The organism is Pedobacter sp. NEAU-ZC8 (assembly GCF_059278965.1).
The window spans coordinates 111709-129267 of sequence record NZ_JCAJXC010000010.1; the positions used below are offsets into that span (position 1 = coordinate 111709).

Annotated in this window: 9 protein-coding genes; 7 read left to right on the forward strand and 2 right to left on the reverse strand. The window is 45.1% G+C overall.

Annotation, left to right across the window (positions count from 1 at the left end):
- Nucleotides 1-3: 3 nt before the first annotated feature.
- A complete protein-coding gene (locus tag AC5WJX_RS09840) occupies nucleotides 4-2421 on the reverse strand; it encodes a TonB-dependent receptor (protein ID WP_494484365.1) in 2418 nt (805 codons plus the stop codon).
- A gap of 150 nt (nucleotides 2422-2571) precedes the next feature.
- Here AC5WJX_RS09840 and AC5WJX_RS09845 point away from each other — a divergent pair, with 150 nt between their 5' ends.
- The 7 genes from AC5WJX_RS09845 to AC5WJX_RS09875 all read left to right on the forward strand — a co-directional run bounded on the left by AC5WJX_RS09845 (nucleotide 2572) and on the right by AC5WJX_RS09875 (nucleotide 14231).
- Nucleotides 2572-3789, forward strand: a complete 1218-nt coding sequence (locus tag AC5WJX_RS09845; RefSeq protein ID WP_494484366.1) for a Pycsar system effector family protein — start codon at nucleotides 2572-2574, stop codon at nucleotides 3787-3789.
- A 1-nt stretch (nucleotide 3790) separates the two neighbouring features.
- A complete protein-coding gene (ppk1, locus tag AC5WJX_RS09850; RefSeq protein ID WP_494484367.1) occupies nucleotides 3791-5815 on the forward strand; it encodes a polyphosphate kinase 1 in 2025 nt (674 codons plus the stop codon).
- 12 nt (nucleotides 5816-5827) lie between these two features.
- The gene (locus AC5WJX_RS09855) at nucleotides 5828-6703 is read left to right on the forward strand and encodes an SdiA-regulated domain-containing protein (RefSeq protein WP_494484368.1); all 876 of its coding nucleotides are present in this window, start codon (nucleotides 5828-5830) and stop codon (nucleotides 6701-6703) included.
- A gap of 6 nt (nucleotides 6704-6709) precedes the next feature.
- Nucleotides 6710-7816, forward strand: coding sequence for a metallophosphoesterase (locus AC5WJX_RS09860; protein WP_494484369.1), 1107 nt, complete (start codon nucleotides 6710-6712; stop codon nucleotides 7814-7816).
- Nucleotides 7817-7867: 51 nt separating this feature from the next.
- Nucleotides 7868-10234 carry a GAF domain-containing protein gene (locus AC5WJX_RS09865; protein WP_494484370.1) on the forward strand — a complete coding sequence of 789 codons (2367 nt, stop codon included), beginning with the start codon at nucleotides 7868-7870 and terminating at the stop codon, nucleotides 10232-10234.
- A gap of 34 nt (nucleotides 10235-10268) precedes the next feature.
- Nucleotides 10269-12830, forward strand: a complete 2562-nt coding sequence (locus tag AC5WJX_RS09870) for a BamA/TamA family outer membrane protein (protein ID WP_494484371.1) — start codon at nucleotides 10269-10271, stop codon at nucleotides 12828-12830.
- A gap of 108 nt (nucleotides 12831-12938) precedes the next feature.
- Nucleotides 12939-14231: a metallophosphoesterase gene (locus AC5WJX_RS09875; RefSeq protein ID WP_494484372.1), complete on the forward strand. Its 1293-nt coding sequence runs from the start codon at nucleotides 12939-12941 to the stop codon at nucleotides 14229-14231.
- 385 nt (nucleotides 14232-14616) lie between these two features.
- On the opposite strand, the gene leuS is transcribed toward AC5WJX_RS09875, so the two are convergent.
- Entirely contained in the window at nucleotides 14617-17403 is a 2787-nt protein-coding gene (gene leuS / locus AC5WJX_RS09880) for a leucine--tRNA ligase (protein ID WP_494484373.1), read from the reverse strand.
- Between the last annotated feature and the right edge of the window lie 156 nt (nucleotides 17404-17559).

The following is a 17559-nucleotide window of genomic DNA, read 5'->3' on the forward strand; positions in this document are numbered from 1 at the left end:
GGTTTATCCCTGACCCGGGCCGCCCATTTGGCCACCCATCTGTTGTTCACCTTGTTTCAAGTCGTCATTTTTAATAGACTTCTTCTTTGGTTTTGCATTGAAGTTGATCTTTCCAAAGTTGTAGCTGAAGTTTACACCAAAGGATCGGATTGGGTAATAGATGTTTGTGCTCTGCAAGAACTCAGGCGTTTCATTGCGTGTTTCAATATGCAGATCTCTCGCAAACACGTTGAAAACGTTCAGACCCACGGTAGCCTTCTTGTTCATGATGTCCTTTTTCAAGGCACCGCCATAGAAGGCCATCGCACCTGTTGTACCCTGGAAGGATCTCCGTGAACCATTGTAAACACCGAAAATTTCTGTATTCCAGCCGCCTTTAATGCTCAGTGCAGATCTTAAGAATACCGAATAGTTGGCATAAACACCTGTACTTGAATTCGTACTCGGGTCCAAAACCTCATAGCTGTTGATGTTGAAGTTACCCATGAGTGTCCATTTTGGAACCGGGTTATAGCTTGCAAAGGTGTTAAAACCGAAAGACTTGCTGGTTCCGACGTTGAAATATGTAGTCAGCCTTTGTGAGGGATTGAATACACTTTCAATCACATCCTGTGTGTTTCTGTAGAATACTGAAGCATTGATCACTGAACCTTTTACGTAGGTCGAATAACCAAGCTCAATGATGTCTGTTATTTCAGGGCTCAAGGCAGGGTTACCCTGACGCTGATTCTCCGGATCGCTTTCATCTAAGAAAGGGTTCAGGTAGAACAAACTCGGACGCTGCATCCTTTTGTTATAACTCAGCTTCAAGGTTGTCCTTGGAGAAAAAGCCTGAGACAAGATTGCACTCGGGAACAGGTTGAAATAATCATTTTTGAAGTCGAGCGAAGATCCTGCGGTACCATTGATGTTCGTATACTCCGCACGTAAGCCACCTTTGAAAGATAACTTCTTGGCCAGCTTGAAGCTGATCACACCATAGGCTGCACCCACATCCTGACCGTAGTCAAAGTCCTGCTCGGTATCCTGGTACTTACTTTCAATACTTCTGAAGATACCTTTTAACCCTGTTTCTAAAACAACAACCTTTGAAAACGGATATGTATAATCGGCCTGCAGCGTATACTCATTATTTTTACCCGTGTTGTCACCATTTACTTCCATAGGGTTTTCATCTGGATAAAGATATCTTGTCACAAAGTCATTCACATTTCGGCCAAAAGACGCCTGACCGGAAACACTGAACTCCTCACCTTCTCTTTTTGTTGTCTTGCGGTAATCTGCAGTCCAGTCGAAGTTGCTCATGGAAGCTTCACTATTTGTCTCCCGTGAAAATGCAGACTGCAGGTCAGCTACCCGGCGTAAAACAGCCAACATACCGTCATTGCCGGTTTCAAAGCGGTTATACTTTAAGTTGGTTGAGATGTTGTTGTAGTTGTTAATGTCGTAATCCACACCAATATTACCATTACCGCCCCAGCGCTTGGACTTTGTAAAACCCTCCTGAGCTAACGAAGAAGCAGGATTATAGTTTTCATTTAGTAGCACTACACGAGTATCCTGAGGAATAGCATACTGAACCCCCAGGTTGCTGGTCACGCCCAACCGGCCCTGGCGGGTATTCAGGCTGAAGTTTCCATTATTCTGACGAGTACCGGCAGAAGCGTTTACAGAACCACTTACCCCCTGAGCGGTTTTCTTTTTGGTGATGATGTTGATGATACCACCTGATCCTTCAGCGTCATACTTGGCAGAAGGACTGGTAATGACCTCAACGCTTTTAATCTGCTCCGCAGGAATCATTTTCAGCGCATCGGCAACACTGTTGGCCATGGTTCCTGAGGGCTTACCATTGATCAACACCCGCACCTGTGAGCTTCCGCGAAGGGAAACATTACCATCAATATCAACCGAAAGCATTGGCACCTTACGCATCACATCACTTGCATTTCCGCCAGCAATGGTTACATCCTGCTCTGCATTATATACCACCTTATCAATCTTCGTTTCTACAAGGGCCTTCTGACCGGTAACGGTTACTTCCGCAAGGTTGTTTGCTGTAGAAGCCAGCCGAATGGTCCCGAGGTTTAAATCTGGTTTTTCTGGTGTTGTGGTTACGTTTAACACCTTGGTGGTATAGCCGATAAATCCTATGGTCAGTTTGTATTTACCCGGACTTACATTCTGGATAGAGATCTTTCCCTTCTCGTCTGAGACGGCACCGTTTACGGCTTTGTTATCGGAGATCCTTACTAGGGATGTACTGGCGTAGTCTACAGGTTTGTTGGTCAGGGAATCAATAATTGTTGCAGAGACCTTCCCTACAACAGTAACCCTGGTGGTAGCTCCAGGAATTGGGAATTGTGCTTTCGCTTGTATAAAGGTCAGCACCGAAAAAAATAAGAGTATCAATCTTTTCATAAAAAATCTTAATGTATGTCCATTTAGTATGCAAAGGTGTTTATTTGTTACAGGCCGCAGCAAAACTTTCTCAGGAAACAATATGAAGAATGCAGGGTTTATAGTGCAGAAATAACCATTTTTCAAGGTTATTCCCCATATTTACCTATTATGAATTATCTTGAAATCTTAGACGACGTAAAGACCCATGTTGAACACTTATTCCAGAGCGGAAGCAATGAACAGCTGGTGTACCACAACCTTCAGCATACCGAACATGTCATTAAACACGCTGTAGAAATTGCAAACTTCTACAAACTGTCAGACCGGGATTTCTTCATTGTACAATGCGCCTGCTGGTTCCATGACGTCGGCTATTTGGAAGGGCGTGAGCAACATGAAAAGAAAGGCGCAGAGATTGCAGCCAGTTTTCTCCGCAGCGTAAACGTGGATGAGGCGAGTATCCAGGAAGTGCAAGGTTGTATTATGGCAACTAAGATGCCCCAATCCCCGAAAAACCTCCTGCAGCAGATTGTGTGTGATGCCGACCTGTACCACCTGGGAAGTGAAGATTTCAAGGAACGTAATAAGTTAATGCGCAAAGAGACCATTGCCGTTTGTAATAAAGAGATCGATAAAAACATCTGGCGGCTTGGGACACTACAGCTGCTTGAGTCACATCATTACCATACGCAGTATTGCATTGATAAACTTACTGCAAGGAAAAACAAGAACATGCGAATGTTGAAAGCACAACTGCAAGGGTCCTTCCAGCTGGATGCCCCTGAAAATACTTCTACGAACACGATGCAAGACAAACCCGCCGCTAAAGAAAAAAAGAAGAAAGACGCTAAAGATAGCAGACCGGAAAAAGGGATTGAAACGATGTTCCGGATCACCTCCAACAACCACCAGCGTTTGAGTGATATGGCGGATAATAAAGCTCACATCATGATCTCCATCAACTCCATCATCCTTTCTGTAGTGCTCAGTGTTTTACTCAGAAAATTGGAAGACAACGAACACCTGATCCTGCCGACTGTTACCTTGTTGTTGATCTGCCTGGTGACCATGGTATTTTCCATCCTTGCTACCCGGCCTGCTGTGCCGCCTGGACGGTTTACGCCGGAAGAGGTGCTGGAGAAAAAGCCCAATCTACTCTTCTTTGGGAATTTTTATCGAATGAGCCTCCATGACTATAATGCAGCTATGGAGAAGATGATGGACAACCGGGATTATCTTTACGGAAGTTTAATCAAAGACATTTACTCGCAAGGTATAGTGCTTGGCAGAAAATACCGTTTGTTGAGAATTGCTTATAATGTATTCATGTTCGGAATTATTGTTTCTGTACTAGGATTTATCCTGGCTGTAGCGTTTGAAGTATAACATGAATGAATACACCTTTTTTAACCGTGATCTGAGCTGGCTCACCTTCAACCAGAGGGTGCTGGAAGAGGCTGCCTCTGAAAAGGTGCCGCTGATGGAGAAGATCAGGTTCCTTTCCATTTACTCTTCCAATCTCGATGAGTTTTACCGGGTACGTATGCCTGTGTTGAAAGCTGTGGATAAGGATATTCAAAGTGATGACTTCGCCTACCGTGAAGCGAAAAGGCGCATAAACCTGCAACAACAGCGATATGGGGAAATCCTGCGCAAAATCATCATTCCTGAACTGGCCGCGAATAACTACCATTGGCTTTACCGGAAAGACATTCCGGAGAACATTGCCGCTACGGTGCGTGCGCTATTCGACGATAACATAAAACCCTTGCTAAAACCTGTTTATATGGAACAGGCAAATACGGCCTTCTTTGCAGAAAACAACAAGCTGTACCTTGGTGTTGTGCTCCGCAATAGTGCCGATATCGAGCAGCTGCTGATGCTAAATATCCCTTCAGACGTTTTGCAAAGGTTGTACGTAGTTCCGGACGGAGAGATCAAACACATCTTGTTTATAGACGACATCATTCGTTTCAACCTACAAAAAATGTTTGAGCATGATACTGTAACGGCAGCTTACGCCGTGAAGGTAACCAGAGATGCCGAACTGCACCTGGAGGAAGAAGTAGATGAGAATATTATTGCTGCGATGGAAAAAGAACTGGCCAAGCGCGATTTTGGCATTGCCTCAAGGTTCCTTTGTCAGCCTGATATTCCCCTCCGACATCTCTATAAGATGGTTTATGCACTTAATCTGCAGCATTCGTCGATCGTGTTGGGTGGCTTTTATCATAATCTTAAGGATTTAAACAGCTTTCCCTTAAACGGACCGGAGTTCAACTATCCCGATTGGCCAGCAATGCAACTGTTTCCACAGGGAAATGAACGTTCCATCTTTGACCGCATACAGCAGCAGGATCTGCTGATAAACCTGCCTTATCAGTCGTTCGAACGGATACTTCATTTTTTTGAAACCGCAGCTACAGACCCAGCAGTCACAGAAGTTTATTGCACACTGTACCGGGCGGCCAAGAACTCCCGCGTAGTCACTGCATTGATCAATGCGGCGAAGAACAACAAGAAAGTGGTGGTGATGTTGGAGTTGAAAGCCCGCTTTGACGAAGAGAATAACATCAAATGGGCAACAAAACTTAAGGCAGCAGGTGCAGAAGTCATTTACAGCAGTGTGAAGTATAAAGTCCACGCGAAGGTCGCAGTCGTAAAAAGAAGCTCCAGCCAGGGCATCCAACGGTTTGGCTTACTGTCGACCGGAAACTTAAACGAGAATACCGCGAAGTTCTACACCGATCATGCCTTACTTACCGCAGCGCCAAACCTTTTGCAAGAACTCGAATCGCTTTTTCAGTTTTTAGCTACTCCGAAGAAGACCATGGCACTAAAGAAAGCGTTGAACTTCCAGGAGTTATTGGTTGCGCAGTTTAACCTTCAGGATCAATTCTTATTACTTCTTGAGCGCGAGATACAGTTCGCAAAAGCCGGTCGCCCCGCAGCCATAACCATCAAACTGAATAATCTGGAAGAGCAAACACTGATCCGCAAGCTTTATGATGCCTCCAATGCCGGCGTGAAAATTAAACTGATCATCCGGGGTATCTGCTGCCTCATACCCGGGGTGCCGCGGCAAAGCGAAAACATCCGCATCATACGGATCGTAGACCGGTATCTGGAACATGGGCGGATTTTTATCTTTCATAACAATGGAAACAAAGACGTATTTATGGGCTCCGCAGACTGGATGAACCGGAATATTTATTCCAGAATAGAAGTATGCTTTCCAATCCATGACCCAAAACTGAAGACACAGCTCGAGCAACTCCTGGACATTCAACTCAACGATACTGAACAAGCAGTACAGCTGGACCCGATGCTCCAGAACATCCCTATAGCTCAAAAAAACGGAATACGTGCACAGGAGGAAATTCATAAGCTGCTTAGGGCGGCTCAATTTTAAACAGGAACTATCATGAAGCAAGCACTATCGAAAACACTTCAATTGTTGGTAATGCTGAGCATTGTCTCTTTTTTTGCCTGTAAACCCAAAATTAAGAGCAGTGCCCAGCAACCAGCGTTGAACTATGATTTGACGGCATCTGAGAAATTCAACATGCCCGAAAGCCTGTTGGAAATCTCCGGAATAACCTTCAACAACGATGGTCCCTCAAGCATCTATGCGATTCAGGATGAGGACGGCCGCCTTTTTAGCCTAAGCTGGGGCATAAAAAAAGCCAAGAGCATCAAGTTTGGTCCTAAAGGCGATTATGAAGATCTGGCCATTCTAAACGGAAGAGTGTATGTAATTACCAGCTCAAGCGACTTCTACAGCTTTCCACTGAATGCTGACAATGATGATATCAGTTCAATGGTACAACATTGGGAAAACTTCCTGCCGAAAGCAGAATATGAAAGTCTATATGCTGATGTAAAGGAGCAAACCCTGTATGTATTGACAAAAAGTGCTGGAAAGAAAAAACGTAATACACTGGGGTATAAAATCAAGATCGATACCAACAGCAAAGACCTGGGTACCATTTCGGAATTAAAGTTTGACCAGGATGTCGTCGAAAAACTGGGCTTTAAACTGAAGTCAGGCTTGCGTGTATCGGCAATTACACGGCACCCGAAAAGCCTGGAATGGTACATCCTCTCTTCTGCAGAGAAACTGCTTGTTGTTGCAAGCTCTGACTGGCAGATCAAAGCGGTATATGACCTTGATTCATCAACGTTCAACCAGCCTGAAGGCATCACTTTCGATAAAGACCTGAACCTGTATATTTCTAATGAAGGCGACGAAATCACGAATGGAAATATCCTGAAGTTCAAACCCTTGGTTACAAAATAAAGAACAATGAGAAAGCTCTTAGGCATCTGCTGCATATTCCTCTTAAGTTTTACCAGCAAGGCACAAGATAGCAGCACCATTGTTTCCAGGCTGATCTTCATTGGCGACGCTGGTGAAATTGATCCAGAACAAAGTCAGGTTATAAGTCATGCTGCTGAGCGGGTACTTCCGGGGAAAACAACTGTGGTTTATCTCGGCGACAACATTTATCCAAAGGGCATGGGCCTACCCGGCAGTGTTGAGGAAAAGGAAACGGGACAGGTGCTACGTTCACAGTTCAGTCCTATGCGGGCAAAGGGCGCCAAAGTATATTTCATTCCGGGTAATCACGATTGGGATAAGTCGGGCCCACAGGGCCTGGCGAAAGTCAAAGCCCAATCTATATTCCTTAAAAACCAGCAAGACGCTAACCTGCGAATGGTGCCCGAAAACGGATGTCCCGGTCCTGTCCTGCTACCCATTACCGCAAACCTTTCCATTGTTACTTTCGACAGCGAGTGGTGGGTGTACCCCCATCAGAAAGATACCGGGGAAGCAGCATGCGCCTGCAACAGCAAGGGGGAAGTGCTCAGGCAAATGAAGTCGCTGGCAGAAAAACACAAAGATCAAATCCTCCTACTTGCTGCCCACCATCCCTTCCGAAGCTACGGCATCCATGGTGGCAGATTCAGTTTCATGCAACATCTTTTTCCACTAAGAGACCTCCATAAAAACCTATATATTCCACTCCCGGTGCTCGGCTCCATCTACCCGTTGATCAGACGTACCTTCCCCGGCCCGGAAGACCTTAGAAATAAAGCATACAAGCAAATGATCAATGGCGTTGATGCTGCATTTACAGGAATACCGAACCTCATCCATGTCGCGGGACATGACCATGGACTCCAATTTATCAAAGAGAATGACTACATTCAAATTGTCAGTGGTGCTGGAACGAAAACCAGTGAGGTTGTCAGGGGCAAACATGCGCTTTATGGCAAAGCAGTTCAGGGGTATGTGGTCATGGACCTATTTCCAGACAAAAGCCTCAACATCAAATTTTACGAAGAGCAAGCAGGCGGAATAGCCGAAACGTTTAGATTTGTAAAACATTATACGGCAATCACAGATTAGTTCTTTATCCCTAGAGATAGAAGGCGAACCGTTAAAAAATATATTTACTAAATGCAAGCACTTACGGTTGATTTAACCAGGCAATACCCCGATCTGACACCAGGAATCAATGGCGCAGAGACCAAATTCTGTTTACAACCTTTTATTGATTATCTGGAAAAAAGAATTAGTGCTGAAACGACTGCCAAACGAAATATCTTCAGCTATATTCTGGACCAGTTCAAGAAATTCCCAGAGTTGGAGGAGCCTATCGATCCGGAAAATCTCACCAAATATACACCGCTGTTTGAGCTGATCTATACTTCTTTATCCCCGATTCTTGCAGAAGAAACAGAGCACCTTTGGGCCTTGTCAGCCCCACTTACCGGGACGTTCTATTTCGGTACACCCGCTTTTTACAGCGTACTGGTCGACCCTTTGAGCAAAAACCTCCGGGCGGGTCTGAACCTGCCCTCACTCGACCAAATGCGTGACAGTCTGCTAAAGACCTTTTACAATATTGTACTGGAAAAATACTACGATGTTAGCTTGTCGGGTTGGGATTTCACCATCAAAACCCTTATAGATCCTAAAACACAGCTGCTTAAATATTACCAGCTACATGTCAACAACAGCTTCGTGAAAATCCATACCGATATGGAACTGCCTAAGCTCAACCTGGAGAACTTCAAAGACAACCTGCTTGGTGAAAATAACACCTTGCATTTACTTGAACGCCTGATGCCCCCAGAGCGCTTTCGCCTGGAAGGCTTTGCCGTGGTGGAGATGATTGATGTTACCGCAACACATGCCTTACAATCCATTAAAGATGTGATCATTGCACATAATGAATGTGCCAGTGGCAGTTATGATAAAGGTATCTCAAAAGCACTAAAGACCATCGCCGGTACCAATGCGCTGGAGTTCGGTATTCTACCTTATGTAAGGCTGAGCGGAAAGACGCTGCTTGATGATCACTCCAGCTTCAAGAGTATTCTCCTTACCTATGTCAATCAGCAGGAAAGTGCCAGCAATGCAAGACTACTATTGGAAGAGTACCTGTCTAACCCCAGAACCCTGATCTTTCCTGAAATCCTGGAGCAAGAGCAACAGGAATATCCAATATTAAAGCTTTTGAGTAAAAGTGGCATCCGTTCGTATGCCTTGTTTCCGCTCTACTATAGTGGTAAGCTGGTGGGCTGCCTGGAAATCTATGCCAAAAACCCAAGATATTTAACGGCTAAAACGCTTTCCAAGATTGAAGCAGCCTTTCCTTTACTTGCTCAACTCTTCCATAACATCGCCGCTGATTTCAACAACGAGATCACCAGAGTAATCACGAGTAAATTCACCGCCATTCAGCCGGCAGTAGCATGGCGCTTTAATCAGGCGGCATATAATTATCTTAGATTCGATTGTAAAGAGAAAGACCTGCCGATAGAGCCCATTGTATTTAAAGACGTGCAGCCCTTCTATGCCGCTATTGACATGAAGGATTCCAGCGTTTCCCGCAACCTGGCTATCCGAAAAGACCTGAATACCCATTTTCAGGTGCTTGAGCAAACCTTTAAAGCTATCAAAGAATCTACAGAAACGGACGTCATGAAAAACCTGCCTGATCAGGAACAGGTATGGAACTATAAAAAGGAAACGCATCTGAGTGACCGGCAGATCATCCGTATCGAAGACTACTTGATCCGGCAGCTGCCGCCATACCTGCGATTGTTAAAGGAAGCAAGGCCAGAGATTGGGCGCATCATCGATCACTACTTTGAACAAACCGCCCTTAATGGGCCTCTATACCAAAACCGGAACCTCTTCGAGCATAGTATGCAGACGCTTAACCGCAGCATCAATGCCATGTTAGACGACTTCAATGCAGATATACAGAATACCTTCCCATGCTACTTTGAAAAGTTCAGAACAGATGGCGTTGAGTTCGATATATATCTAGGGCAGTCCATTACACCAGATCGCCCAATGCCGGCAGATCTGCTGCAGGTTTTCAGATTTAAACACCTTGCAGCGGTCGCAAACATCGCCCGTGCTGCGCATAACCTGATTCCTGGCTTACCGATCCCCTTACGAACTACACAGCTTATCTTTGTTCATGAGAAATTGATCGACATCAGCTTCCGGCCTGATGAGCAGCGTTTTGACGTAGAAGGCGGTTATAACATCCGCTATCAGCTGGTGAAAAAGCGCATTGATAAAGCGCATATTAAATTCACCGATGAACGACTGACACAACCTGGAAAGCTCGCAATTGTTTATATGAATAGATGGGAAGCCGAAGAATACCTCAACTACTTTAACATCTTGGCAACGCAGGAGATCTTGAAATCGGACGTGGAATTTTTAGAAATTGAAGAATTACAGGGTGTAGAAGGATTAAAAGCGTTAAGAGTAAGTCTTAACCTTGACAGCTTACCCAGCTGAAATGCTTTGCTGCCAACAAGAAAATTAGCATAAAATGAAGAAATTCCTATTATCCCTTTGCATGCTTTCACCCCTGCTCAGCCTTGGGCAGCAATATGATCCGGAGCAGTTTATCATTAAACCGATTGCACCGGAATATGACGCGGTAGGTTCGCTGCACCGGAAGTTCTTCGGCGAGAACTACCGAAGTCTCTGGGCTACACCTGTAAAGCTGCGTATACTGAACATCCAAAAAGAACAGGGTGGCTTGAAGATCCTGAAGCTTGGTGGTGGCAATCAGACCAAGTCCATACGTTTCGTGGACCCTAAAGGAAAAGAATGGGTGCTTCGAACCATCCAGAAATATCCAGACCGTGCACTGCCGGAAGGATTGAAAACCACAATCGCAAAGGATATTATACAGGATCAAGTATCTACGGGGCATCCCTTTGGTGCTCTGATTGTTCCGCCCCTGGCAGATGCACTGCAAATTCCACATGCTAATCCAGAAATCGTTTATGTGGGTGATGATCCTGACCTCGGTGAATACCGCCAGGAATTTGCCAATGCGGCCTACCTCTTTGAGGAACGTGAGCCTTTGCAATTTGAAGACACCGATAATACGGAGAAGGTGCAGACGGAATTGCAGGAGGATAATGATCATGTTGCCGACCAGCGGCTAACACTAAGAGCCAGGCTGCTGGACTTTGTCATCGGCGATTGGGATCGGCACGAAGACAACTGGCGCTGGGGAGATGAGAAAAAAGGTGGCGTTACCACTTACATTCCCATTCCACGGGATAGAGATAAAGTATTCTATAAAACCAGTGGTATCCTCCCCTGGGTGCTTTCCCATCAGTGGCTGAAGGCAAATCTTCAGCCCTACTCAGCAGGGATCAGAGATGTAAAAACATGGAATTTTAACAACCGGTATTTCGACCGCTATTTCCTTACCGACCTGAATGAGGCTGACTGGCGTGAGGAGATCAAGTATGTGCAGCAACAGCTTAGTCCCGAACTGGTAAAACAAGCACTCAGCTTACTCCCACCTGAGATAAGAAGTCAGAATGAAGCGGAAATCAGCACAAACCTGAACGGTCGCATTCAGCAGCTGGAGCAGATCGCTCTGGAGTACTACAGGTTCCTGGCTAAGACCATTGACATTCCCGCTTCGGACAAGCGCGAACAGTTCAGCATTAATCATCAAGCTAACGGCGACCTTGAGCTTCGGATTGAGAACATCAAAAAGGACAGCACCCTGGGCAGAAGCATTTTCCATCGTACTTTCAAAGCAGATGAAACGGAGGAAATCCGCCTATATGGCTTTGGGGGAGATGACATCTTTGACGTTAAAGGCCAGGCAAGCGCTCCCATTCGGCTGAGGTTTGTTGGCGGCGCGGGTAATGATCGCTTCAACATCGCAGAAAGCTTAAAAGGCGGTAAAAAGCCTTTCATCTATGACCGGCAGGATGAACAGAATCTGGTTCCATCAAGATCATACGCTAAACTCAGGCTGGCAAATGATACCGTGGTAAATTCCTTTAACAAGCGCAGCTTCGTTTTCGACCAGCTTGGTCCGCTGTTCAGACTTAATTACAGCATCGACCGGGGACTACAGCCAGGTGTCGGTCTGATCTACCAAAAACAAGGGTTTCGCAAAACACCCTATGCTTTCCATAATGAGTTTTGGATCAACTACTCCACCGGTCGGCAAGCTTTTCACCTTACCTATGAAGGAGACTTCAAGGAAGCGATCGGGAAAAATGATCTGAAGATCGATGTAGATTACCTGGGTCCAAACAACCAAAGTAACTTCTTCGGACTAGGTAATGACACCCGTTTTGAAGATGAAGAACCAAGGGAGATCTCCTTTTACCGGAACAGATATGATTATCTAAATGCAGATATAAAATTAAAACGGGAAGTTGTCAAGAACCTGACGCTTGAAGGTGGCATTTCCACCGAGTTTTACAGCAGCAAATCTTCCAGAAATGCAGAACACTTCCTTGGCGAATACGATCGGCTTAATCCTGCGCAGGATGTATTCAACAACCGCTTTTACGCGGGACTTATCGGACTGATCACCTATGACACCAGGGACAATGAGGCAATTCCAACGAAAGGTATTTACTGGCAAACCGCAATCAGCGGGAAACAGCAGGTAGCTGAAGCGCAAGACCGTTACGGCTACTTGCGTTCGGAGTTCAGGTTTTACCTGAACCCTGGTAATTCCGGATTGGTGATCGCGAACCGCATTGGAGCTGGAACAACATTCGGAGACCCAACATTCTTCCAGCGCATGCAGCTGGGTGGCGCAAGAAACCTCCGCGGTTTTCACAGTAACAGGTTCACCGGAAAATCTGCAGTATACTATAACCTGGACCTGCGTCTGAAGCTTTTTGATTTTACATCTTACATTACCCCCGGGGAAGTGGGTATGATTGCCTTCAATGATGTCGGTAGAGTTTGGGAGCCTGGAGAATCCTCCTCAACCTGGCATGATGGTTTTGGCGGAGGCCTGTATGTAAGACCAGCGGAGTTGATCCTGATTCAAGGAACGGTGGGCTTCTCCAGAGAAGGTGCTTTACCCTATATCTCCGTTGGATTTTCATTTTAAGACTCAGGCAAGTGTATTCACGACTGACCGGAATTCATAAACCAGGAAGGCCCATGTAACGAATGTTCAAAAGAAGTATCCAATGCAGAAAATTTGAACAGGTTATCAATGAAGAAAGCAAGTGCATTTTTTAAAAAGGTTTTCAAATGGGCGGTCGGCCTTGGCATAGCCTATTGGGTTATAGCCACCTTATTCTTTGGACATCAAAATATCGACGAGCAAACCGGAAGGTACAGCTTCTACTGGTCTGGATTAAATGCACTCTGGCAAAAGAATAGAACTTTTGGGTTTAAATCAGAAGGCAGGGTTAAAACGAGTTTCGACGGGATTGATGGCCCTTACGTCATCGACAGTTTAGTGTATCAGGTTAGCGCGAAGAATCAGTTGACCGCATCACTCCTCGATAGTAGCCAGTCTGTTATGGTTCGTGTGAACAACGAAGATCTGGACAGCTTTCGGGTACATCTAGACAAGACATTACAGCAACAGCCAGAAACATCACCCATGCCGGAAAAGCTTATTGCCATTTCAGATATCGAAGGGAACTTCAACGGCTTTTACAGCTTCCTGATAAAGAATAAAGTGATGGATAAAAGCTATCGATGGACCTTTGGAAAAGGTCATCTGGTGCTGAACGGCGACTTTGTGGATCGAGGAGAACATGTCACGGCAGTACTCTGGTTAATTTACCACCTGGAACAGCAGGCTGCCTTGGCGGGTGGAAAGGTTCACTACATTCTCGGGAACCATGAGATCCTGAATATGTATGGTAATACTTCCTATGCAGAATACAAGTACCGTGAAGCTGCCAAACAGATTAGCAAACAAGCCGATTGGAACCCTGCAAACAAATACCTCTATGGTGAAAAGTCCTTCTTAGGCCGCTGGCTGCGGAGTAAAAACGTCATGGAGAAGATTGGGGATTACATCTTTGTGCACGCAGGTTTAAATAAAATACTTGTTGAAGAAGGTATCACACAAACCCACATCAACGAAATCGCCAAAAAGTACTATGGACGCAATCCAGATGCAGACAGTCTGGATAGAGCAGCTTACCTGACCTTAAAATCAAATCATAGCCCGTATTGGGACCGTACGCTATCCATGAACATCTTCTACAAGATACAATATTTCTATAGAGCACCTTTCAAGCCAATACCCTCCGCACAAAGCCAGCAGGATCTGGAGAAAGTTCTAAACTACTATAAGGCCTCAAAGATCATTATCGGACACAGCATTGTCAGTGATATCAAATCTGCCTACGAGGGTCGTGTAATTAAGATAGACCTGAAACATGGTCAGGATAAATTCAGTGGAAAAACGAAGGGCCTGTTGATTGAAAAAGGACAGCTTTATATTCTGGATGATCTGAATGACCCTTCACAACGCATGCGCCTCTGAACTTCTAGGCCTTATGTTAATAAGTCTACACTTCATCTGAAGCCTGCTGATCATTCAGCCTGCGCTTGTTGACTATGGCGCAGGAGCTTCTGCAATAGCCTAGTCGCCTGTTTAAGATATAGACACACCAGTACAACACCAGTCAGCAAAAAAGAGTCTAATGCATTCCTGCATTGATTGCCGGATGTTGAAATTGGCGTTCTTTGGTTATAAACATTAGCTGTTAACAACTATGTTAACTAGTGTTTATATGCTGTGCAATAGCTGTTCATAACCCTGGTATAGATGTTAGTTACTCACAGGCAATAAAAAACGCCGCATCTTCAAAAAATGCGGCGTTGTGTTATCAACATTAAATGTTAACAACTATGTTAGTTAGTGTTTATTAAACCACAATGTTCACAATTCTACCCTTCACAACAATCACCTTTTTAGGCGATTTACCATCAAGATACTTCTGAACCTGTTCGTTAGCCAACACAAGTTCCTCGATCTCCTTTGCTTCCATTGTAGAACTGATACTCAGGTTCATACGAGTTTTTCCGTTAACAGAAATCGGGTAGCTGATCTCATCTTCAACCAGGTAATCCGGATTAAATGTCGGATATGCAGCGTAGGATAATGTACCTGCTTCATTACCTAACAAGGTCCAAAGTTCTTCACATATATGTGGTGCATAAGATGATAGTACAATCACCATATCCTGGAGGATCTGCTTGTTGTTAGACTTTAGGTCCGTCAGTTCATTCACCGCGATCATGAAGCTGGAAACAGATGTATTGAAAGAAAAACGTTCAATATCATCCTGAACCTTCTTGATGATCTTGTGCAATGCTTTCAACTCCGCTTTCGTAGGCTCGGCATCACTTACCTTGAATTCCCATGCATCGTTATGGAACAACCTCCAGAACTTTCTCAAAAACTTGAATACACCTTCTATACCATTGGTGTTCCAGGGCTTACTCTGCTCTAGTGGTCCTAAGAACATCTCGTACATCCTCAAAGTATCAGCACCATAGTTCTCGATCAACACATCCGGGTTCACCACGTTGAACTTAGATTTTGACATCTTTTCCACCTCAACGCCACAGATGTATTTACCATTCTCCAGAATAAATTCAGCGTCTTTGAACTCCGGACGGAAAAGCTTGAACTTCTCGATATTCAGTACCTCATTTTCTACGATGTTCACATCCACATGTAGTGCAGTGGTTTTATAGCTGCCTTTAAGCCCATGAGATACCAGGGTGTTTGTGGATTTACCATCTTCGTCCATCACGCGGTAAACAAAATTACTGCGGCCCTGGATCATGCCCTGATTGATCAGTTTTTTGAAAGGCTCTTCCTGTTGCACATAGCCAAGATCTTTAAGGAACTTGTTCCAGAAACGGCTGTACAGCAAGTGACCGGTAGCATGTTCCGCACCACCGATATAAAGATCCACATCCTGCCAGTAGTCGATCGCTTCTTTAGACGCAAAAGCTGCCTCATTTTTTGAATCCATATAACGGTACCAGTACCAGCTGGAACCTGCCCAACCCGGCATGGTGCTCAATTCGTATTCATATTGCTGCTCGTAGCTCCAGTTTGTGGCCCGGCCCAGCGGAGGCTCACCAGTTTCTGTAGGCAGATATTTATCTACCTCAGGCAGCAATAAAGGAAGCTCCTCTTCTTTAATCAGGTATGGAATACCGGCTTTGAAATACACCGGAATCGGCTCACCCCAGTAACGCTGACGCCCAAATATGGCATCACGCATACGGTAGTTGATTTTCGCTTTACCCGCCTTGTTATCTTCCAGCCATTTGTTCAAAGTATCAATGGCTTCTTTGTAGCTCATACCATTGATGATACCAGAGTTGATGTATTGACCTTCTTTGGTCGGATCCGCCTGTTTATCCAGGTCGGCTTGCCTATCTAAGATCTGCAGGATGGGCAAACCGAAATGCGTAGCGAATAGCCAATCGCGCTGGTCACCACTTGGAACACCCATCACTGCACCAGTTCCGTAACCTGCAAGTACGTAGTCGGCAATCCAAAGCTGCACCCTTTCACCACTTACCGGATTAAGCACATAACGGCCGGTGAAAGCACCAGAAACCGTCTTGGTATCTGCCATACGGTCCAGCTCGGACTTTTTACGGGTTTGTGCGATATAGTTTTCTACCGCTTCTTTTTGTTCAGGTGTGGTCAGTTCCGCCACAAGCTCATGCTCCGGCGCAAGTACCAGAAAAGATACCCCATAAATTGTATCCACACGCGTGGTGAAAACTTCGATATGGCCGGTATGATTTTCAATTGGAAACTTCACGCTAGCACCAACACTCTTGCCGATCCAGTTGCGTTGCATTTCCTTTACTGGCTCCGAAAAGTCAACCGTATTCAGACCTTGAAGTAAACGTTCTGCGTATGCAGAAATGCGCATGCTCCATTGCATCATTTTCTTCTGCTCTACCGGATGACCGCCACGTTCAGAATAACCGCCGATCACCTCATCATTTGCAAGTACCGTCCCAAGTGCCGCACACCAGTTCACAGTACTTTCTCTTAAGTATGTTAAGCGGTACTTCAGCAATTCTGTTTGTTTAGCTTCTTCGGTCATTGCTGCCCATTCCGAAGCATCAAATGTAAGCACATCCTCATCTGCCGCAGCCTTAATGCCGGCACTGCCAGAAGTTTCAAACTTCGCAATCAGGGTACTGATGTTTTCCGCACGGTCAGTTTCTACATTATACCAGGAATTGAACAGCTGCATGAAGATCCATTGGGTCCACTTGTAGTAAGATGGTTCACTGGTACGGATTTCCTTGCTCCAGTCGAAAGAAAATCCGATCTGGTCCAGCTGTCTGCGGTAGGTATTGATATTCTGCTCGGTTGTCAATGCCGGATGTTGTCCGGTTTGAATCGCATATTGCTCTGCCGGCAAACCAAAGGAGTCATAGCCCATCGGATGCAGCACGTTGAAGCCTTTTAATCTTTTATATCTGGAAAAAATGTCAGAAGCAATGTATCCTAGTGGGTGTCCAACATGTAGTCCGGCACCTGATGGATACGGGAACATGTCTAAAACATAAAACTTCGGTTTGTCAGTCGTTTGCGCTGCTTTAAAGGTTTGATTTTCTGCCCAGAAGCCCTGCCACTTTTTTTCTATTTCTTTGAATTGATAATCCATTTTCCGCTATTTCCTATGTATACGGCGAAATTAAAGATTATTTACCAATTGCGAAATCAGGAAGCCCTTTAGTACCTGGCCGAATCATTCAATAACAGGTTCAGCGTGTGGCTATCATCAGGTTTTACGACTTTTCAGAAAATAATTTGCAGTAAT